At 68.6% G+C, this 20,359-nt stretch carries 19 protein-coding genes; 15 read left to right on the top strand and 4 right to left on the bottom strand.

What is annotated here, in order from left to right; genetic code table 11:
* Positions 1-72 precede the first annotated feature (72 nt).
* Positions 73-1,437 (bottom strand): 2-hydroxycarboxylate transporter family protein, encoded by a 1,365-nt coding sequence (locus tag H0X95_RS31280; RefSeq protein ID WP_006481998.1) that lies wholly within the window; start codon positions 1,435-1,437, stop codon positions 73-75.
* A gap of 428 nt (positions 1,438-1,865) precedes the next feature.
* On the opposite strand from H0X95_RS31280, the gene H0X95_RS31275 reads away from it, so the two are divergent.
* From H0X95_RS31275 to H0X95_RS31225, 11 genes are all read left to right on the top strand, one after another.
* On the top strand, positions 1,866-2,696 hold the full coding sequence (locus H0X95_RS31275) for a MetQ/NlpA family ABC transporter substrate-binding protein (protein WP_059720628.1): 831 nt from the start codon (positions 1,866-1,868) through the stop codon (positions 2,694-2,696).
* 10 nt (positions 2,697-2,706) lie between these two features.
* On the top strand, positions 2,707-4,119 hold the full coding sequence (locus tag H0X95_RS31270; RefSeq protein WP_059720629.1) for an LLM class flavin-dependent oxidoreductase: 1,413 nt from the start codon (positions 2,707-2,709) through the stop codon (positions 4,117-4,119).
* 18 nt (positions 4,120-4,137) lie between these two features.
* Positions 4,138-5,319 (top strand): methionine ABC transporter ATP-binding protein, encoded by a 1,182-nt coding sequence (locus H0X95_RS31265; protein WP_059720630.1) that lies wholly within the window; start codon positions 4,138-4,140, stop codon positions 5,317-5,319.
* Positions 5,312-5,968, top strand: a complete 657-nt coding sequence (locus tag H0X95_RS31260) for a methionine ABC transporter permease (protein WP_006491339.1) — start codon at positions 5,312-5,314, stop codon at positions 5,966-5,968. Before H0X95_RS31265 ends, H0X95_RS31260 begins: the two co-directional genes overlap by 8 nt.
* A 51-nt stretch (positions 5,969-6,019) precedes the next feature.
* Positions 6,020-6,862 (top strand): hypothetical protein, encoded by an 843-nt coding sequence (locus H0X95_RS31255; RefSeq protein ID WP_034203255.1) that lies wholly within the window; start codon positions 6,020-6,022, stop codon positions 6,860-6,862.
* Entirely contained in the window at positions 6,859-8,070 is a 1,212-nt protein-coding gene (locus H0X95_RS31250; protein WP_059720631.1) for an acyl-CoA dehydrogenase family protein, read from the top strand. Before H0X95_RS31255 ends, H0X95_RS31250 begins: the two co-directional genes overlap by 4 nt.
* 166 nt (positions 8,071-8,236) lie before the next feature.
* On the top strand, positions 8,237-9,445 hold the full coding sequence (gene zigA / locus H0X95_RS31245) for a zinc metallochaperone GTPase ZigA (RefSeq protein ID WP_185716449.1): 1,209 nt from the start codon (positions 8,237-8,239) through the stop codon (positions 9,443-9,445).
* 60 nt (positions 9,446-9,505) lie between these two features.
* Positions 9,506-10,426: a GTP cyclohydrolase FolE2 gene (gene folE2 / locus H0X95_RS31240; RefSeq protein ID WP_034203464.1), complete on the top strand. Its 921-nt coding sequence runs from the start codon at positions 9,506-9,508 to the stop codon at positions 10,424-10,426.
* The gene (locus H0X95_RS31235) at positions 10,420-10,998 is read left to right on the top strand and encodes a 6-pyruvoyl trahydropterin synthase family protein (RefSeq protein WP_058902335.1); all 579 of its coding nucleotides are present in this window, start codon (positions 10,420-10,422) and stop codon (positions 10,996-10,998) included. Before folE2 ends, H0X95_RS31235 begins: the two co-directional genes overlap by 7 nt.
* Positions 10,998-11,558, top strand: coding sequence for a gamma carbonic anhydrase family protein (locus H0X95_RS31230; protein ID WP_006491343.1), 561 nt, complete (start codon positions 10,998-11,000; stop codon positions 11,556-11,558). Before H0X95_RS31235 ends, H0X95_RS31230 begins: the two co-directional genes overlap by 1 nt.
* 3 nt (positions 11,559-11,561) lie before the next feature.
* Positions 11,562-12,932: a dihydroorotase gene (locus H0X95_RS31225; protein WP_059720633.1), complete on the top strand. Its 1,371-nt coding sequence runs from the start codon at positions 11,562-11,564 to the stop codon at positions 12,930-12,932.
* Here the strand turns inward: H0X95_RS31225 and H0X95_RS31220 are convergent.
* On the bottom strand, positions 12,929-13,393 hold the full coding sequence (locus tag H0X95_RS31220) for an Lrp/AsnC family transcriptional regulator (RefSeq protein ID WP_006494255.1): 465 nt from the start codon (positions 13,391-13,393) through the stop codon (positions 12,929-12,931). The two genes, H0X95_RS31225 and H0X95_RS31220, sit on opposite strands and share 4 nt — an antisense overlap.
* 168 nt (positions 13,394-13,561) lie before the next feature.
* Between H0X95_RS31220 and H0X95_RS31215 the strand changes: the two genes are divergently transcribed.
* A complete protein-coding gene (locus H0X95_RS31215) occupies positions 13,562-14,188 on the top strand; it encodes a LysE family translocator (RefSeq protein WP_034203259.1) in 627 nt (208 codons plus the stop codon).
* Positions 14,189-14,220: 32 nt separating this feature from the next.
* Here the strand turns inward: H0X95_RS31215 and H0X95_RS31210 are convergent, their stop codons facing one another.
* A complete protein-coding gene (locus H0X95_RS31210; RefSeq protein WP_006494257.1) occupies positions 14,221-15,069 on the bottom strand; it encodes a helix-turn-helix domain-containing protein in 849 nt (282 codons plus the stop codon).
* A gap of 196 nt (positions 15,070-15,265) precedes the next feature.
* Between H0X95_RS31210 and H0X95_RS31205 the strand changes: the two genes are divergently transcribed.
* Positions 15,266-16,219, top strand: coding sequence for a DUF2167 domain-containing protein (locus H0X95_RS31205; protein ID WP_006491337.1), 954 nt, complete (start codon positions 15,266-15,268; stop codon positions 16,217-16,219).
* Entirely contained in the window at positions 16,216-16,941 is a 726-nt protein-coding gene (locus H0X95_RS31200) for a site-2 protease family protein (protein ID WP_006494258.1), read from the top strand. Before H0X95_RS31205 ends, H0X95_RS31200 begins: the two co-directional genes overlap by 4 nt.
* A gap of 66 nt (positions 16,942-17,007) precedes the next feature.
* Here H0X95_RS31200 and H0X95_RS31195 read toward each other — a convergent pair whose 3' ends face one another.
* Positions 17,008-18,384 (bottom strand): MFS transporter, encoded by a 1,377-nt coding sequence (locus tag H0X95_RS31195; RefSeq protein WP_006491336.1) that lies wholly within the window; start codon positions 18,382-18,384, stop codon positions 17,008-17,010.
* A gap of 247 nt (positions 18,385-18,631) precedes the next feature.
* Here H0X95_RS31195 and H0X95_RS31190 point away from each other — a divergent pair, with 247 nt between their 5' ends.
* Positions 18,632-20,209, top strand: a complete 1,578-nt coding sequence (locus tag H0X95_RS31190; RefSeq protein WP_059720634.1) for an aldehyde dehydrogenase (NADP(+)) — start codon at positions 18,632-18,634, stop codon at positions 20,207-20,209.
* Positions 20,210-20,359 lie beyond the last annotated feature (150 nt).

The raw sequence follows: 20,359 nt of genomic DNA, 5'->3' as shown, positions 1-20,359 counted from the left end.
GTCCCGCGCACCGGCCAAGGCCGGCGGCGGCGCGTGCGAGGCAGCCGGCGCGACGGGGCGTGCGGCCGCGCGTTATCCGAAGTGCGCGACCAGGATCAGCGTCACCGTGACGACGATCGCGCCGCCGATGCGGGTGGCGATCTGCGCGAACGGCATCAGCTGCATCCGGTTCGCGGCGGTCAGGATCGCGACGTCGCCGGTGCCGCCTTGCCCGCTGTGGCAGGCGTTCACGATTGCGGTGTCGATAGGGTACATCTTCAGCAGGCGGCCGACCACGAAACCGGTGCCCATCAACGTCGCGACGGTCGACACGATCGTGACCACGTTGACGAGCGTGAACGCGGCGGTCAGCTTGTCCCACGGCGTCATCGCGACGCCGATCGCGAACAGCAGCGGATACGTGACGGCGGTCGAGAAGAACTTGTAGACGACGAACGCGCCTTCCTGCAGCGGCGGCGACACCGCACGCGCGAGCTTCACCAGTACCGCGAGGAACAGCATCGCGACCGGCGCGGGCAGGCCGAACAGCTTGTGCGCCATCAGACCGACGAGGTACAGCGTGATCGCGGTGATGCCGGCGCCCGCGATGTGCGTGACGTCGACGTGGCCGCGGATCTCTTCGCTTTCCGGCGTCATGTCGCCGCTTTCGCCGACCTGCAGGCGGCCGTTGCCGGTCAGGTGCGGCAGGCGCTTGCCGAGCATGTCGAGCGCGCCCGACAGGATGATCGCGGTCAGGCTGCCGAGCATCACCGGCGGCAGCACCATCGCGAACATCTCGCCCTGCGGCAGGTGCATCAGTTCCGAATAGCCGATCGACAGCGGAATCGCGCCTTCGCCGACGCCGCCCGCCATGATCGGCACGACGATGTACAGCAGCGTGTGGCGCGCGCCGAGGCCGAGCGCGGTGCCGACCGCCGTGCCGACGATCGCCGCGGCGACCGACCCGGCCGCGAGCGGAATGAAGATCTTCACGAAGCCCTGGATCAGCACGCGGCGGTCCATGCTCAGGATGCTGCCGACGATGATCGACGCGATGAACAGGTACAGGAAGTTGGTCGACTTCGTGAACTCGACGGTGAGGTTCAGCACCGGCTTCGGCAGCACGTGGTAGTACGTGAGCGCCGACGGCACGAAGGTCGCGAAGATCGCGGCCGCGCCGATGTTGCGCAAGAGCGGCAGGCGCTTGCCGAGTTCGGCGCAGGTGAAGCCGAAGAACGCGAGCACGGCGATCGCCATCGAGATTTCGCCGGGCACCTTGCCCGTGACCGCGAAGCCGACGATCAGCCCGAACAGGATCACGTAGACCGGCAGCGGGATGATGCCGATGCGGATTTCCATCAGCTTCCACCAGCCTTCCGGCCAGAAGCGTTCGCGCGTGGCGGGACCGGCCGCGGCAAGCGGCTCCGGATGGGACGGGGTTTGGATAGAGGTCTGCAAGACGTGTCTCCTGATGTTTGGAATGCCTGCATCGCTTCGCGGCATCGTGTGCCGTCTATTACGCAACCCCCGTGCCAGCATGACGGCCTGCCGGAATATTTTTAATGCATTGATTCATAAGGGATTTGTTTCGTCTGCGGAAAGGATTTTCCGCGCAAGCTGGCCGAGATTTCGGAATCGGCGCGGCGCTCAGGCCGAGATTTCGGCCTGGCGGCGGCCGGGGTGCGCGGCCGCCGCCCGCCGTACCGCCGGCCATATCGCCGCGCGCGATTTTCTTCGCACAATCGCTTCGTAGACCGCCTTCCCGCCGCTCTCTATCATCGGCTGATCCTTTTCCGATGCGATGACGACTGTCCGGAGAACGCCCGCGCGTTCGCCGCGGTGTCGCTCATCCGTCGATACCGTCTTTGGACAGGAGAGTGGTTTCCATGCTGCATCCCATTTTTTCCGCCCGCTTTTCCGCCGGCCGCCTGGCCCGCCTGGTGACGGCCGCGCTGCTCGGCGTCGTGCTGCTGAACGGCGCGCGCGCCGACACCGCGCCGCTGAAGGTCGGAATCTCGACCAGCCCGCAGATCGAGGCGCTGAAGATCGCCGCGAAGGAGGCGAAGGAGCAGGGGCTCGACGTGAAGATCGTCGAATTCACCGACTGGAATACGCCGAACGCGGCGCTCGCGAACAAGGACATCGACGTCAACTACTTCCAGCACATCCCGTTTCTCGAGAACGCGAAGAAGCAGGGCGGCTACAACTTCATCTCGATCGCGCCCGGCACGATCATGAAGATCGGTCTCTATTCGAAGAAGGTGAAAAGCTTCGCCGAGCTGAAGGACGGCGCGCGCGTCGCGATCGCGAACGATCCGGTCAATGGCGGGCGCGGGCTGTTGCTGCTGCAGCGCGCGGGGCTCATCACGCTGAAGCCGGGCGCCGACTACCGCGCGACCACGCACGACATCGTCGCCAACCCGAAGCACCTGAAGATCATCCCGCTCGAAGCGTCGCAGCTCGCGCGTTCGCTCGACGACGTCGATCTCGCGCAGGGTTACCCGAGCTTCATCAAGCTCGCCGGCACGACCGACCCGAACAGCGCGCTGCTGTTCGACGGCACCGAGAACAAGAACTTCGCGATCCAGTGGGTCGTGCGGCCCGAGAGCGCGAACGATCCGCGCATCCGCAAGTTCATCGCGATCTACCAGCACTCGCCGGCGGTGCGCCGTGCGCTCGACAACGCGTTCGGCTCGCTGTACGCGATCGCGTGGTGACGGAGGCGGCATGACGACGGCGAACCGCAAGAAGATCCTGCTCAACGCGTTCAACATGAACTGCGTCGGGCACATCAACCACGGGCTGTGGACGCATCCGCGCGACCGCTCCGCGCATTACACCGATCTCGACTACTGGGCCGATCTCGCGAGGACGCTGGAGCGCGGCAAGTTCGACGGGATCTTTCTCGCGGACATCGTCGGCGTGTACGACGTGTTCGGCGGCGGCCCGGACGCCGCGCTGCGCGAATCGGTGCAGGTGCCCGTCAACGATCCGCTCTTGCTCGTGCCGGCGATGGCGCAGGTCACGCGGCATCTCGGCTTCGGCGTGACCGCGAACCTGACCTACGAGCCGCCGTACCTGTTCGCGCGCCGCATGTCGACGCTCGATCATCTGACGAAAGGGCGCGTGGGCTGGAACATCGTCACCGGGTACCTCGACAGCGCCGCGCGCGGGATGGGCCTCGCGCAGCAGATCGGCCACGACGATCGCTACGAGCGCGCCGACGACTACATGGACGTCGTCTACAAGCTGTGGGAACAGAGCTGGGACGACGATGCGGTGATCCGCGACGCGCAGGCGCGCGTGTTCGCGCAGCCGGGCAAGGTGCGGCGCGTGAAGCACGACGGGCCGTTCTATTCGGTCGATGCGATTCACCTGAGCGAACCGTCGCTGCAGCGCACGCCGGTGCTGTACCAGGCCGGCTCGTCCGCGCGCGGCGTCGAGTTCGCGGGGCGCCACGCGGAATGCGTGTTCGTGAACGGGCAGAGCAAGGCGGCCGCACGCGCGGCGGCGCTCGACATCCGCGCGGCCGCCGCGCGGCAGGGGCGCGACCCGGCGTCGATCAGGATCTTTGCCGGCGTGAGCGTCGTGACGGCCGAGACCGAATTGCTCGCCCGCGAGAAATTCGACGAATACCGGCGCTACGCGAGCCCGGAAGCCGGCCTCGCGCATTTCGCGAGCTCGACCGGCATCGACTTCTCGAAGTACGGCCTCGACGAGCCGATCTCGTACGTGAAGACCGATTCGATCCAGTCGGCCGTCGACGCGATCTCGAAGAAGAGCACGACCGGCACGTGGACCGTGCGCCGCATGCTCGAGCAGATGTCGCTCGGCGGCCGCTATGCGCCGATCGTCGGCTCGCCGTCGCAGGTCGCGGACGAGCTGCAGTCGTGGATCGACGAGACCGGCATCGACGGCTTCAACCTGACGCGCACCGTGATGCCCGAGTCGTTCGAGGATTTCGTCGACTGGGTCGTGCCCGAGCTGCAGAACCGCGGCATCTACAAGGAAGACTACGATCCCGCGCCGACGCTGCGCGAGAAGCTGTTCGGCGCGGGGCCGCGCCTGCCCGCGTGGCATACCGGTGCGCAGCACCGGCCGGCGGCCGCAGCCGAACCCGCGCACCCCGCGCATGCCTGAACGTGACGGAGCGAAGCGATGACGCAATTGTTCGATACGCTGGGTTTCATCGAGGCATCGGCCGTGCGCGCCGGTGCCGGTGCCGATGCAGCGGCACATGAGGAAGCCGTGACGCCGGCCGGCGGCGCGGCCGTGTCGCTGGAGCAGGTCGGCAAGGTATTCGCGACGCCGCGCGGCCACGCCGCCGCGCTGCGCGACGTGACGCTCGACGTGCGGCGCGGCGAGGTGTTCGGGATCATCGGCCGCAGCGGCGCGGGCAAGTCGACGTTGCTGCGCCTCCTGAACGGCCTCGAGCGGCCGAGTTCGGGCCGCGTGCGCGTGCAGGGCGTCGACGTCGGCGTGCTCGACGAGGATGGCCTCGTCGCGTTGCGTCGTCGCACCGGCATGGTGTTCCAGCATTTCAACCTGCTGTCCGCGAAGACGGTGTTCGAGAACGTCGCGCTGCCGCTGAAGATCGCCGGCGTGCCGAAGGCCGAGCGCGTGCGCAAGGTCGAGGCGCTGCTCGAGCTCGTCGGGCTCGCCGCGAAGCGCGACGCGTATCCGGCGAGCCTGTCGGGCGGGCAGAAGCAGCGGGTCGGCATCGCGCGGGCGCTCGTGCACGATCCGGAGGTGCTGTTGTGCGACGAAGCGACGTCGGCGCTCGATCCGGAAACCACGCAATCGATCCTCGCGCTGCTCGCCGACATCAACCGTCGTCTCGGGCTGACGATCGTGCTGATCACGCACGAGATGGAGGTGATCCGCGCGGTGTGCGACACCGTCGCGGTGATCGAACAGGGCGAAGTCGTCGAAACCGGCCCGGTGTGGCGCGTGTTCGGCGATCCGCGCCACGGCGCAACGCGCGCGCTGCTGAGCACGCTGCAGCACGACTTGCCGGCCGAGCTGGCCGCGCGCGTGCGGCCGCTGCCCGAACAGGCCGCGCTGCCCGACGGCGCACAGATCGTGCTCGACGTCCGCTATACGGGCGAGAGCGGCGGCGAGCCGGATGTCGGTGCGCTCGCGGCGGCGCTCGGCGGCTCCGTGCGGTTCCTGCACGGCGGCATCGAACGCATCCAGGGGCACGCGCAGGGGCGGCTCGTGATCGCCGCGACGCCGCGGGCGGACGACGCCGGCCCGGCGGCGCGCGGCGGTGCGGTCGCCGCGCTGCTCGAACGTGCGCGCCGCCATGCGAATCACGCGGAGGTGCTCGGCTATGTTTGACCTCTGGTGGCCCGAACTGCTCGACGCGATCCGCGACACGCTGTCGATGGTCGCCGCATCGGCCGCGATCGCGGCGCTGATCGGCATTCCGCTCGCGGTGATCCTCGTGACCACCGCGCCCGGCGGCATCTATGCGCGGCGCGGCGTGAACGCGGTGCTCGGCGCGCTCGTCAACGTGTTCCGCTCGACGCCGTTCATCATCCTGCTGGTCGCGCTGCTGCCGTTCACGCGCGTGCTGATCGGCACGACGATCGGCGTGTGGGCGGCCGTCGTGCCGCTGTCGATCGCCGCGATCCCGTTCTTCGCGCGAATCGCCGAAGTGAGCCTGCGCGAAGTCGATCGCGGGCTGATCGAGGCCGCGCTCGCGATGGGCGCGAAGCGCCGCCACATCGTGTGGCACGTGCTGCTGCCCGAAGCGTTGCCCGGCATGCTCGGCGGCTTCACGATCACCGTCGTCGCGCTGATCGGCTCGACCGCGATGGCGGGCGCCGTCGGCGCGGGCGGGCTCGGCGATCTCGCGATCCGCTACGGCTATCAACGTTTCGACACTACCGTCATGGCGACCGTGATCGTGATCCTGATCGCGCTCGTCTCGGCCGTGCAAATCACGGGCGACCGCCTGGTCCGACGCGTGACCAGGCGCACCTGAGCGACGCCACGAGCGTCCGCTCGCTTCATTCCTGATCCTGAGAGAAAAATCATGACCTTGCCCATCGGCGCGCCGCGCGAATGGAACGGACAATTCGAGGAAGCGCTGTTTCTTGAGGTGGCGCGACGCCATCGTCCGGACTTCCCCGACAAGCTGGCGACCTCGCCGCGCGAGCCGCGCGACGGCGACGAGCTGGCCGCCGTCGCCGACTACTACACGAAGATGGCATCGCACGACCTGTTCATCGTGCAGGTCGTCGCGAAGGCGATCGACACGCTGTTCCGCGACGATCCGCATTTCCAGTTGATCCTGTCGCGCCAGTTGGGCGACGACGGCGCGCACGCGGTGATCGGCCGCGAACGCGTGACCGCGCTCACCGGGCGCGATCCGCTGCCGGAAGTCGACCGGCTGGTCGCCGCGCACTGGGCACGCATCGGCGACATCGCGGTGCGCGACGTCGCGGGCTTTCTCGCGTTCGAATGGCATTACGAGCTGCACATCCTCGCGAAGCTGTGGATCCAGCGCAAGACCGGCCGCATCGGCGACAGTGCGATGCGCGAGCACGGCGAGAACCGGATCCGGCCGGACGAGGAGTGGCACCGCGTGCAGATCGTCCAGTGGTGGTTCGACACGCTGCAGGCGCTGCCGGTCGCCGAGCGCGACGCACTGATCGATCGCGTGATCGCGGCCGACGAGGAAACCCAGGCGCGGCTCGACGGCTATTTGCACGACGAGTACGCGCATACCGCACTGGTGTTCGGCGCGGATATCGCCGAATATCGTGCGATCTACGACGACTGGCGGCGCGAGATCCTGTCGCGGCTGACCGGCCGCCAGCTCGGCGCGCTCGTCCCGCTGTCGGGCGAAACCGTTGAACAGGAAGCTGTCGCATGAACGATCCCCGCGGCCCGGCGACGCTGGCGCCGGATACCGATGCACCGGCCGTCGACCGCGCTGCGCTGGCGCGCGCGATCGACGCGTTGCGCGTGAGCGCCGCCGAGCGCGACCGCGCGGGCGGTCACGCCGCGCAGGAGAAGCAATGGCTCGCCGACGCGGGTTTGCTGACGCTCGCGGTTCCGCGCGCGTTCGGCGGCCAGGAGGCGGCGTGGCCCGCGATCTACGACGTGATCCGGCAGGTCGCGCGGGTCGACAGCGCGCTCGCGCATCTCGTCGGGTTCCAGTGCCTGCAGGTGGTGAGCGTCGACGTGTGGGGCAACGCCGCGCAGCGCGAACGCTACCTGCGCGGCACGGTCGACGGGCGCTGGTGGTGGGGTAACGCGGTCAATCCGCTCGACACGCGGCTCGTGGCCACGGCCACGCCCGACGGCGGCTACCGGCTCGACGGCGTGAAGGGCTTCTGTTCCGGCACGCGCGGCTCGCAGCGGATGACGGTATCCGCGCACGATCCGGCCATCGGCCGCACCGTGTTCGGCGTGGTGCCGACCGATCGGGCCGGGATCACCGTCAACGACGACTGGGATCCGGTCGGCCAGCGCCAGACCGACAGCGGCAGCGTGCGCTTCGACGGCGTGACGCTCGCGGCCGACGAGGTGCTGCATCGGTCGGAAGCGCCGCCGACGCCGCGCGCGACGCTGCGCACGCTCGTGTCGCAGCTCGTGCTGACGAACCTGTTCGTCGGTCTCGCGGAAGGTGCGCTGGCCGAGGCGCGCGACTACGTGCGGCAGCATGGCCGCCCGTGGATTCACTCGGACGTCGAGCGGGCCGAGGACGATCCGTACACGCTGCAGCGCTTCGGCGACATGCGCGTGCGTGCGGTCGCCGCGGCGGCGCTGGCCGATCGCGCGGCCCACGCGTTGCAGCACGCGTGGGCGCGGCAGGATGCGCTGACGGCCGACGAACGCGCCGAAGTCGCACTCGCGGTGTCGGAAGCGAAGATCGTCGCGCAGCGCGCGGCGCTCGACAACGGCGAGGCGCTGTTCGACGCATGCGGCGCGCGCGCGACGGCCGCGTCGCTCGGCCTCGACCGCTTCTGGCGGAACGCCCGCACGCATACGCTCCATGATCCGCTCGACTACCGGCTGCGCGACGTGGGCCGGTTCGCGCTGACCGACGCATTGCCGCCGGCGTCGCTCTATACGTAATACGCAGCGGGGCGCTGCCGGCACGGCCCCGCGTACCGCGGCCTTCGTGCCGCCCTCGCTGTCGCCGCATCGATGAGCCGGGCTGCTGGACGCCAGGAACGATATGTTATATCGTATCGATACAATATATCATTTCATCCTCAACGTCCTGTTCCGGAATCGCCCGATGAGCCCCGCCCTTCACCCGTCCACGCGGCTTCCCGTGACCGTCCTGTCCGGCTTTCTCGGCGCCGGCAAGACGACGCTGCTCAACCACATCCTCAACAATCGCGAGGGCCGGCGCGTCGCGGTCATCGTCAACGACATGTCGGAGGTCAACATCGACGCCGCGCTCGTGCGCGACGGCGGCGCGGGGCTGTCGCGCACCGACGAGAAGCTGGTCGAGATGAGCAACGGCTGCATTTGCTGCACGCTGCGCGAGGATCTGCTGATCGAGGTCGACCGGCTCGCGCGCGAAGGGCGCTTCGATCAGCTCGTGATCGAATCGACCGGCATCTCGGAGCCGCTGCCGGTGGCCGAGACGTTCACGTTCGAAGGCGAGGACGGCCGCAGCCTCGGCGAAGTCGCGCGGCTCGACACGATGGTGACGGTGGTCGACGCGTTCAATTTCCTGCGCGATTACGCGTCGCGCGACAGCCTGCAAGCGCGCGGCGAATCGATGGGCGACGAGGACGCGCGCACGGTCGTCGATCTGCTGATCGACCAGATCGAGTTCTGCGACGTGCTCGTGATCAACAAGATCGACCTGATCGACTGCAGCGCACGCGAGCGGCTGGTCGCGCTGCTGCGCGGGCTGAACCCGCGTGCGCGGATCGAGATCGCCGAATTCGGCAAGGTGCCGCTCGAACGTGTGCTCGACACCGGCCTGTTCGACTTCGACGCGGCGTCGCGCGCGCCGGGCTGGCTGCAGGAACTGCGCGGCACGCACACGCCGGAGACCGACGAATACGGGATCCGCAGTTTCGTCTATCGCGCGCGGCGGCCGTTCCATCCGCAGCGCTTCTTCGATCTCGTCGAGAGCGAATGGCCGGGCGTCGTCCGCTCGAAGGGGTTCTTCTGGCTGGCCACGCATCCGGCCGTCGCCGGTTCGTGGTCGCAGGCGGGCGCGGTCGCGTGGCACGGGCCGGCCGGCCACTGGTGGGCGGCCGTGCCGCCCGAGCGTTGGCCGCAGGACCCGGAAGCCGTCGCGCAGATCCGCGCGCGCTGGGACGAGCATGTCGGCGACGCCCGGCAGGAACTCGTGCTGATCGGCATGGACATGGACGAGCCGGCGTTGCGCGCGCGCTTCGACGCGTGTCTGCTGACCGACGCCGAGATGGCGACCGGCCCCGAACACTGGACCACGTGGAACAACCCGTTTCGCGACTGGCCCTGACCTGAACGCGCGCTTCCTGCATCGATCCGGATGGAGAAGGCGCTCCACCGGATGTCAAGCATGAACGCAGCGCTTCCCGATATTTCCCTGACCGATGTCGCGCCGGGGCACCGCCCGCTCGAGTGGGTCGGCATGCAGGGCATCGACCTGCCCGTCGTCGTGGCGGAGCCCGGCTGCCGGCGCGACGTGCATGCGCGTGCCGACGTGCAGGTCGATCTGCCTGCGCCGCAGGTGAAAGGCATTCACATGTCGCGGCTGTACTGGCTGCTCGACTGGCTGGCCGACGGCGAAGCGCTGTCGCCGGCCGGCCTGCAGCGCGTGCTGCGCGCGATGGTCGACAGCCACCGCGACTGCGATACGCGCAGCGCACGCGTGCGGCTGCACTTCGACCTGCTGGCCCGCCGCACGGCGCTCGTGACCGACGGGCTGAGCGGCTGGAAGGCCTATCCGGTGCGGGTCGACGCGACGCTGGCCGGCGACGCATTCGCGTTGCGCGCGCAGGTGACGGTCGTCTATTCGTCGACGTGCCCGTGTTCGGCCGCGCTGTCGCGGCACTGGATCGAACAGGCGTTCCTGACGGCGTTCGGCCGCGAGGATCGCGTGGACCCGGCAGCGGTCGCCGCATGGCTGAAACAGCATGCGACGGCCGCCACGCCGCACAGCCAGCGCAGCGAAGCCGTCGTCAGCGTGGCGCTGCCCGCCGATGGCGCAACGCTGGGGCTGATCGGCCTGATCGATCGCGTCGAGCAGGCGCTCGGCACGCCGGTGCAGACGGCCGTCAAGCGTGCGGACGAGCAGGCGTTCGCGGTGCTGAACGGCGGCAACCTGATGTTCGTCGAGGATGCCGCGCGCCGCGTGCAGGCCGCGCTGGAAGGCCATCATGCGGGCCCGCGCGTGCGCGTGCGCCATCTCGAAAGCCTGCATCCGCACGATGCTGTGGCGTGGGCCGCTCCGCTGCGCGAGGGGGCCGACGCATGCTGATCCGCAAGCTGTTCCGCTTCGAGAATGCGCACGTCGTGCGCGGCTGCAGCACGCGGCGCTGCTCGCATTCGATTCATGGTCATTCGTACCGTGTCGAGTTGCTGCTCGAAGCGCATGCGTTGGACCACGGGCAGATGATCTACGACTTCGGGCTGCTCAAGGGCGACGTGCGCGACCTGATCGACGCGTTCGACCATGCGGTGACGCTGTGGTCGGACGACGATCCGCGCTATGTCGAAAGCATGCGTCGGCATTCGGAGCGCTGGGTGCTGCTGCCGGTGTCGCCGAGCGCCGAGCAGTTCTCGCGCGTGCTGTTCCGGCTCGTCGATGCCGCGCTGTCGGGCACGCCGATGTCGAACGGCGAAGCCGACGTGCGACTGCATTCGGTGATCGTTCACGAGACCGAGACCGGCTACGCGCAGTGCTTCCGCGACGACGCATTCAACCCGCGCATGGGCCGCATCGATCTCGACGCGATCGTGTTCGCGCCGGCCATCGTCGCGCAGTGGCGCGATCCGGGCCTGTTCGAGCGGATCAAGCGCAGTCATGTCCTTTCCAGGCAGGAATCCTGATGATCCGAAAGAACCCGCGCGGCGATCTGCCGACGATTCATCCGAACGCGTTCGTCGATCCGACCGCCATTTTGTGCGGGCACGTGATCGTCGAGGAGAACGTGTTCATCGGCCCGTACGCGGTGATCCGTGCCGACGAAACGGATGCCGACGGCCAGATCGCGCCGATCGTGATCGGCGCGCATTCGAACATCCAGGACGGCGTCGTGATCCACTCGAAATCGGGTGCGAGCGTGACGATCGGCCGGCACACGTCGATCGCGCATCGCGCGATCGTCCACGGGCCGTGCAAGGTCGGCGACGGCGTGTTCGTCGGCTTCAACAGCGTGCTGTTCAACTGCACGATCGACGACGGCTGCGTGGTGCGCTACAACGCGGTCGTCGACGGCTGCCACCTGCCGCCGGGCTTCTACGTGCGCTCGACCGAACGCATCGGGCCGGAAACCGACCTCGCCGCGCTGCCGCAGGTGACGGCCGACGCGAGCGATTTCTCCGAGGACGTCGCGCGCACGAACAATGCGCTGGTGCTCGGTTACAAGCACATCCAGAACGAGTTCTGACGCATGGACGCGCGGCTGCGACAGGAAGCGGGCGACCGATCGAAGCTGCGGCACGCCGATCTGCTGGTGCACGGCGGCACGGTGATGACGCCCGGCGGCGCCGAGCGGATCGACGTCGCGTGCGCGGATGGCCGCGTCGTCGCGCTGGGCGCGTTGCACGGCGCGTGGAGCGCCGACGTGCTGCTCGATGCGCGCGGCTTGCACGTGTTGCCGGGCGTGGTCGACAGCCAGGTGCATTTCCGCGAACCGGGGCTCACGCACAAGGAGACCCTCGAGGCCGGCACGCGCGGCGCGGTGCTCGGCGGCGTCACGACGATCTTCGAGATGCCCAATACGCATCCGCTGACGCTGGACGAGCAGGATCTGGGCGCCAAGCTCGATCTCGCGCGCGGCCGTGCGTGGTGCAACTACGCGTTCTACATCGGCGGCTCGGCCGTGAATGCCGAACGGCTGCCGGTGCTCGAACGGTTGCCCGGCTGCGCGGGGGTGAAGGTCTTCATGGGCAGTTCGTTCGGCGATCTGCTGGCCGACGACGAAACCGTGTTGCGCCGGATCCTGCGCAACGGCCGGCGGCGCATGGCCGTGCATGCGGAGGACGAGGCGCGGCTGCGCGAGCGCAAGGCGATCGCGGAAGCGAGCGGCGACGTGCGCGACCATCCACGCTGGCGCGACGCGGAAAGCGCGCTGGCCGCGACGCGGCGCATCGTCGGGCTGGCCGCGCAAGCGGGCCGCCGGCTGCATGTGCTGCACGTGTCCACGGCGGATGAAATGGCGTTGCTCGCGCGGCACCGGCGGCGCGTGACGGTCGAAGTCACGCCGCATCACCTGAGCCTGCATGCACCGGATTGCTACGAGCGGCTCGGCACGTTCGCGCAGATGAATCCGCCCGTGCGCGAACGGCATCATCGGGATGCGCTGTGGCAGGCGGTTCGCGACGGCGTGGTCGACGTGATCGGCAGCGATCACGCGCCGCATACGCGCGACGAAAAGCGCCGCCCGTATCCGCAGTCGCCGAGCGGGATGACCGGCGTGCAGACGCTGCTGCCGTTGATGCTCGATCACGTGCAGGCCGGCCGCCTGAGCCTCGAACGGCTGGTCGACCTGACGAGCGCCGGGCCGGCGCGCGTTTTCGGCATCGAAGGGAAGGGGCGCATCGCGGCCGGCTACGACGCGGATTTCAGCATCGTCGACCTGCGCGCGCGGCGGATCATTCGCGACGCATGGATCGCGAGCGTGAGCGGGTGGACGCCGTACGACGGCTGTGCGGTCACGGGGTGGCCCGTGCATACGGTCGTGCGCGGGCAGGTCGTCGTGCGGGACGAGGCGCTGAACGGGCAGCCGGCGGGGGAGGCCGTGACGTTTCTCGACACCTAGATCGGCAACCGCACCGTCTGCTTGATGCGCTTCAGCGGGATTTCGGTTTCGACGTTGCGCACGCCTTCGATCTGCGTGAGCGTTTCCATCTGAAAGCGCTGATAGTCGTCGAGATCCTTCGCGATCACGCGCAGCAGATAGTCGTAGCTGCCGGCCATCAGGTGGCACTCGAGCACTTCGGGCGCCTGCTCCATCTCGCGTGCGAAGCGTTCGACCGTCGTCTTGTCCTGGCGCTCCAGCGTGACGCGCACGAATGCCGTGAAGCGCAGCTCGACGGCTGCCGGGTTCAGCAACGCAACGTAGGCGTCGATCACGCCCTGTTCCTCGAGCAGGTGAACGCGGCGCAGGCACGGCGTGGGCGACAGTCCCGCCTGTTGCGCGATGTCGGCGTTCGTCTGGTTCGAATTCTGCTGCAACGCACGCAGAATGCGTCGGTCGATTGCATCCAGTTTGATTGGCATGTTTGGCTACCCAAAACCTCAAGATTGGAGAATAACTCCAAATCAACAGCCGGAAGTAGCCGGTTTTGCAACCAATCTCCACGGGAAATTGCCGATAATCTGACGACTGCCCGGCCTCCGGAGCGCGCGATCCCCGCGCGCCGCGGCGCCGCTTTCAGGAGTTTCCCGATGCCGCACGTCGCCTGGTTGCCGTTCATGGCCACATCCCTTCTGATCATTCTGACGCCCGGCCAGGACATGGTCCTCGTGATGTCGCGCACGCTGTCCGGCGGCACGCGCGCGGGCCTCGTGACCGCCGCGGGTGTCAGCGTCGGGCTGCTCGTGCATACGATGCTCGCGACGCTCGGGCTGGGCGCCCTTCTTCAGGCCTCCGAATGGCTGTTCACGGCGCTTAAGATGGTGGGCGCGCTGTACCTGCTGTACCTCGGCATCACGCTGTTGCGCTCGACGGGCGAATTGACGCTCGCGGGCCACGGCAATGCGCCGGCATCGCGGCTGCGGACGTTCGCGCAAGGCGCGCTGTCCAATGTATCCAATCCGAAGGTCGCGCTTTTCTATCTGGCGTTCCTGCCGCAATTCGTGCCGGCCGGCGTCCCCCATCCGATGCTGTCGCTGTTCGTGCTGGGTGCGACGTTTGCCGGGCTGACGTTTCTCGTCAAGGGGCCGGTCGCGTTGTTCGCCGGCCTGCTGTCGGCATCGATCCGCCGCAACCCGCGCATCCTGACGCGCATGCATCGCGTCAGCGGGGTAGTCTTGCTCGCGCTGGGCGTGAAGCTGGCGCTCGAACGCCGCTGAGCGCACGGCCGCGGCGCCGGCGCGCCTGCCGGCTACTCCGCCGGCAACGCGTCCGCCAGCGCCCGCATCGCCTCCGCCGTTTCCGGATTCGCCGGAAAGAACGCCTCGATCGCGAGTTCCGACAGCGTCACGTCGACCGGCGTGCCGAATACCGTCGTCGTACTGAAGAACGTCAGCTCGCCGCTCGCCGTGCGCAGCCGCAGCGGCACGGCGATTTCCGCGAAATCGGTGCGCGTGTGCGAATCGTCGGGCTGCCCGGCCGGCGCCGGATACGCGGCGAGCTCGTCGCGCAGCGCATGCAGCGTGCGGTCGCCGCTCGCATCGATCTGCCGCTGCAGCCGGTGCAGGATGTGCGCGCGCCATTCGTGCCAGTTGGCGATCTGCGACGCGAGGCCGTCCGGATGCAGGCTCAGTCGCAGCACGTTGACGGGTGGTTGCAGCAGCGCCGGATCGGCCTGCGCGACCAGCGCGCCGAGCATCCGGTTCGCGGCGAGCAGCGTCCAGTGGCGGTCCACCGCGAGCGCCGGATAAGGCTCGTGCCCGCGCAGCACGGCTTCGACCGCATGACGCGCGGCATCCAGTTGCGGGTCCGAAAACGGCCGTTCGCGAAACAGCGGCGCGAAGCCGGCCGCGACGAGCAGCGCGTTGCGTTCGCGCAGCGGCACGTCGAGGCGCTCGGCGAGATGCAGCACCATCTCGCGGCTCGGCTGCGCGCGGCCCGATTCGACGAAGCTCAGGTGGCGCGCGGAGACTTCCGCATCGAGCGCGAGCGCCATCTGGCTCAGGCGCCGGCGTTGCCGCCACGTGCGCAGCAGCGGGCCGATGCCGGACGCGCGGCCGGCGGACGGGGAGGGCGAATGGAGCGTGGCGGTCGAGTTCATGGAGCGAATGATAGGCAATCTCGCGCCGCTTCGGCATTACCTGCGAGGTAAGCGCCGCGTGCCGCCGCGGTCGCGCGCAGTCGCTGCGTTACCATAGCCCCCGTGCCACCTGAGAGGCGGCGCCGGACCCGCGACCACAACGCATGGGCCGGACGCCGCGCATATCGACAACAAGGCATTCCAGGGGAATCCAACAATGAAAAAACTTGCCGTCCGGCTCGCCTGCGTGGCGACGCTCGCACTCGCCGCGACCAGCGGCCACGCGCAGACCGAAGCCGCGCAGGTGGAAATGAGGGCCGCCGCCGCGGCCGCCAACGAAGCGGTCGTGAAAGGCCCGACCGACATCGACGTGAAACACGAAGCCGTGCTGAAGCTGAAGGCCGGCGAATCGTTCGTGCCGGCCGCCGAAGCCGGCCGCTACCTGCGCTCGATGGGCAACGCGATCGACGAAGCGAAACTGGTCGGCCTCGTGCTGCCCGACGATCCGGACGCCGACTGGATCTCGGTCGTGTCGTTCGAGCCGAGCGGCTACATCCGCGACGACGACGCGAAGGACTGGAAGCCCGACGAACTGCTGAAAAGCCTGCAGGCCGGCACCGAGGAAAACAACCCGGCGCGCAAGGCGCGCGGCCTGCCCGAAACCGAGGTGGTCGGCTGGGCGAAGGCGCCCGCGTACGACGCGGCCACGCACCGGCTCGTGTGGTCGGCGATCATCCGCGACAAGGGCGCGGCGCCGAATGCCGCGAACGACGGCGTGAACTACCGGACGCTCGTGCTCGGCCGCGACGGCTACCTGTCGCTGACGATGGCGTCGACGCTCGCCGACCTGCCGAAGTACAAGGCGTCGGCCGACGAACTGCTGTCGAACATCCGTTTCAACGACGGCAAGCGCTATGCCGACTTCAACCAGTCGACCGACCACGTCGCCGAGTACGGGCTCGCGGCGCTGATCGTCGGCGTCGGCGCGAAGAAGCTCGGCCTGCTCGCGCTGATCGGCGCATTCGCGGTGAAGTTCTTCAAGATCGGCGCGGTCGCGCTGCTGGCCGGCGGCGCGGCGCTCAAGCGTTTCTTCGGGCGCAAGCCGAAGGCGGCCGCGGCCCCGGCCATCGCGGATGCATCCGACGCCGCCGCCACGGAGCGCAACGAATGACGAAGCTGTTGCTGCTGATCTTCGGCGGCCTGAAGCTCGGCAAGGTGCTCGTATCGGCGGGCACGATGCTCGCGTCGATCGCGGTCTACGCGCTGTTCTACGGCTGGCGCTTCGCGGCCGGTTTCGTCGCGTTGCTGCTGGTGCACGAAGCCGGCCACTACGTCGCCGCGCAGCGGCGCGGGCTCGACGTCGGGCTGCCGACCTTCATCCCGTTCGTCGGCGCGTGGATCCAGTTGAAGGACATGCCGCACGACGCGGAAACGGAGGCCTACGTCGGCCTCGCCGGGCCGTTCGTCGGCACCCTCGGCGCGCTGGCCTGCTACGCGGCCGCGCGCCACACCGACAGCAACCTGCTGCTCGCGCTGTCGTACACGGGTTTCTTCCTCAATCTGTTCAACATGATTCCGCTGTCGCCGTTCGACGGCGGGCGGATCACCGCGGTGCTGTCGCCGCGCATCTGGTTCGCCGGCGTGCCGGTGCTGATCGCGCTGTTCGTGTATCGGCCGAGCCCGCTGCTGATCGTGATGGCGATCCTCGCGCTGCCGCAACTGAAGCGCGCGTGGCGCTACGATCCCGACGCGCCGGAGAACCGCATGTACTACGCGACGTCGATCGAGACGAAGACGACCTACGCGCTTTGCTACGTCGGTCTGCTCGCGTTCCTCGCGTTGATGACGTCCGGCGTGCACGACATGCTGCGCGCCGTGCACGCGTCGACCTGACGTCGCTCCGATGTAAAAAAACGGCGGCCGCGCATGAAGCGGCCGCCGTTTTTCAAAGGTCGAACCTCACGCGTCGCGATGACGCAGTTCGACGCGCTTGATCTCCTTCACGATCACGAGATAGCTGAACACGGTGACGAGCGCGTTCAGTCCGACGAACACGAGCGCGCCGTTGAACGAGCCGCTCGCGCCGACGAGGTAGCCGATCGCGATCGGCGCGACGATGCCCGCCGTGTTGCCGAACATGTTGAACAGGCTGCCCGACAGGCCGATCGCTTCCTTCGGCGCGGTATCCGCGACGACGGCCCAGCCGAGCGAGCCGATCCCCTTGCCGAAGAACGACACGGCCATCAGCATGATGACCAGCGCTTCGCTGTCGACGTAGTTGCAGCCGATGATGACCATCGACAGCAGCATCCCGCCGACGATCGGGATCTTGCGCGCGAGCGTCAGCGAAACGCCGCGGCGGATCAGCGCGTCCGACAGCATCCCGCCGAGCACGCCGCCGAGGAACCCGCAGATCGCCGGCAGCGACGTCATGAAGCCGGCCTTCAGCAGCGACATCCCGCGCGCCTGCACGAGGTAGATCGGAAACCACGTGAGGAAGAAGTACGTGAGCACGTTCACGCAGTACTGGCCGAGGTACACGCCGATCAGCATCCGGTTCGACAGCAGCTGGCGCACGTAGTACCAGCCCGCCACGCGGCTGCCTTCGGACGCGCCGCCGCTACCGCGCGTGGTGGACCGCACGAGGCCGCCGCCCTGCTCGATATGGTCGAGCTCCGCCCGGTTCACGGCCGGATGGTCGGCCGGGTCCTTCACGACGCGCAGCCACAGGAATGCGAGCGCGATGCCGGCCAGGCCGAGCCACAGGTACACCTGATGCCAGCCGTACGCATGCGTGAGCCAGGCCATCAGCGGCGAGAACACCACGGCCGCGAAGTACTGCGCGGCGTTGAAGATCGCCGATGCGGTGCCGCGCTCGGCCGTCGGGAACCAGCTCGCGACGACCTTCGCGTTCGCCGGAAACGCCGGCGCCTCCGCGATGCCGACCGCGAAGCGCATCGCGAACAGCGCGGCGACCGCGAACGCGGCGCTGCCGCCGAGGCCGATCGTGCTCTGCAGCAGCGTGAACGCCGACCACAGGAAGATGCTCGCCGCATACACGCGCCGCGCGCCGAAGCGGTCGAGCAGCCAGCCGCTCGGCAGTTGCGCGAGCACGTACGCCCAGCTGAACGCCGAGAAGATGTAGCCCATCGTCACCGGATCGATGCCGAACGCCTTGCGGATCGGCGTGCCGGTAATCGACAGCGTCGCGCGGTCCGCATAGTTGAGCGTCGTGACGACGAACAGCATCGCCAGGATCCAGTAGCGCACGGCGGTCCGGCGCGCAGTGCGCGCGAGGTCGAGCGGAAGATCGCGCGGGGAGGGTTGATTGCTCACTTTGAATGTACGTCGTCGTATGACATAGGCGAAAGTTTATTGAGAATGCTCGAATCCAGAAACCTCGGGTTTTCCCTTTGAGGATCGTCATCACAGTGTGGGAAAGTCGTGAGAAGCTAGCCGGGAAAGGCTTCCGCGTGTATCGTCGGCGCCTTTGCCCGCGGACAGGATACTGCGCGGATGTCGGCAGACATCGTATCTGTTGAGCTACAATAGGCAATCCATTCCCGAACCACGGAGCACACCCATGCAACTGACAGGAGAGATGCTGATCGGCGCCGAAGCGGTGGCCGGCTCGGCCGGAACCTTGCGCGCGTTCGACCCGACGAAGGGCGCGCCGATCGACGTCCCGGCGTTCGGCGTCGCGACGCAGGCCGACGTCGACCGCGCGTGCGAACTCGCACGCGACGCGTTCGATGCGTACCGCACGCAGCCGCTCGCGGCTCGTGCGGCGTTTCTCGAAGCGATCGCCGATGAAATCGTCGCGCTCGGCGACGTGCTGATCGAGCGCGCGCACGCCGAAACGGGCCTGCCCGTCGCGCGGCTGCAGGGCGAGCGCGGCCGTACCGTCGGCCAGCTCCGGCTGTTCGCGCGTGTCGTGCGCGACGGACGTTTCCTCGCCGCGTCGATCGATCCCGCGCAGCCGGCGCGCACGCCGCTGCCGCGTTCGGACCTGCGGCTGCAGAAAGTCGCGCTCGGGCCCGTCGTCGTGTTCGGCGCGAGCAATTTCCCGCTCGCGTTCTCGGTGGCGGGCGGCGATACCGCGTCGGCGCTCGCGGCCGGCTGCCCGGTGATCGTGAAGGCGCATGAAGCGCACCTCGGCACGTCCGAGCTGGTCGGCCGCGCGATCCGTGCCGCCGTCGCGAAAACCGGCATGCCGGCCGGCGTGTTCTCGCTGCTGGTCGGCCCCGGCCGCGTGATCGGGGCGGCGCTGGTCAGTCATCCGGCGATCCAGGCCGTCGGCTTCACCGGCTCGCGGCAGGGCGGGATGGCGCTCGTGCAGCTCGCGAACGCGCGTCCGCAGCCGATTCCCGTCTATGCGGAAATGAGCAGCATCAATCCGGTCGTGCTGTTCCCGGCCGCGCTGGCCGCGCGCGGCGACGCGATCGCCGCGGGCTTCGTCGATTCGCTGACGCTCGGCGTCGGCCAGTTCTGTACCAATCCGGGCCTCGTGCTCGCGATCGACGGCCCCGATCTCGACCGCTTCGAGACGGTCGCCGCGCAGGCGCTCGCGAAGAAGCCGGCCGGCGTGATGCTCACGCGCGGCATCGCCGATGCGTACCGTCACGGTCGCGGCAAGCTGGCCGAACTGTCGGGCGTGCGCGAAATCGGCTCGGGCGAGGCGGCGCAGACCGACTGCCAGGCGGGCGGCGCGCTGTACGAAGTGGGCGCGCAGGCGTTCCTGGGCGAGCCGGCGTTCAGCCACGAAGTGTTCGGGCCGGCGTCGCTGATCGTGCGCTGTCGCGATCTCGACGAAGTCGCACGCGTGCTCGACGCGCTCGAAGGCCAGTTGACGGCCACGCTGCAGATGGATGCCGACGACAAGCCGCTCGCGCGCCGGCTACTGCCGATCCTCGAGCGCAAGGCCGGGCGCCTGCTGGTCAACGGCTACCCGACCGGCGTCGAGGTGTGTGACGCGATGGTGCACGGCGGGCCGTTCCCCGCGACGTCGAACCCGGCCGTCACGTCGGTCGGTGCGACGGCGATCGAGCGTTTTCTGCGGCCGGTGTGCTATCAGGACTTCCCGGACGACCTGCTGCCCGAAGGGTTGCAGGAAGGCAACCCGCTCGCGATTCCGCGGCTGCGGGACGGCAAGGCGGAGTGACGGGCGGCGGCCCGGCGGCGAACGCCGGGCCGCTCGCCGGATGGGTAAAAACGGAGGCGGCCGGTGGCCGTCTCCGTTTTTTTCAGCGCGGCTTTCCTGTTGGCACCGTTTCTCCTACAGTAGCGAAGCCTCGGACCGTCAGGTCCGCGG

Source organism: Burkholderia sp. 9779_493, assembly GCF_015712215.1.
Taxonomy (GTDB): Bacteria; Pseudomonadota; Gammaproteobacteria; order Burkholderiales; family Burkholderiaceae; genus Burkholderia; species Burkholderia cenocepacia.
Note: the sequence above shows the minus strand (reverse complement) of the source record. Positions and strands in the feature narration are given on the sequence as shown.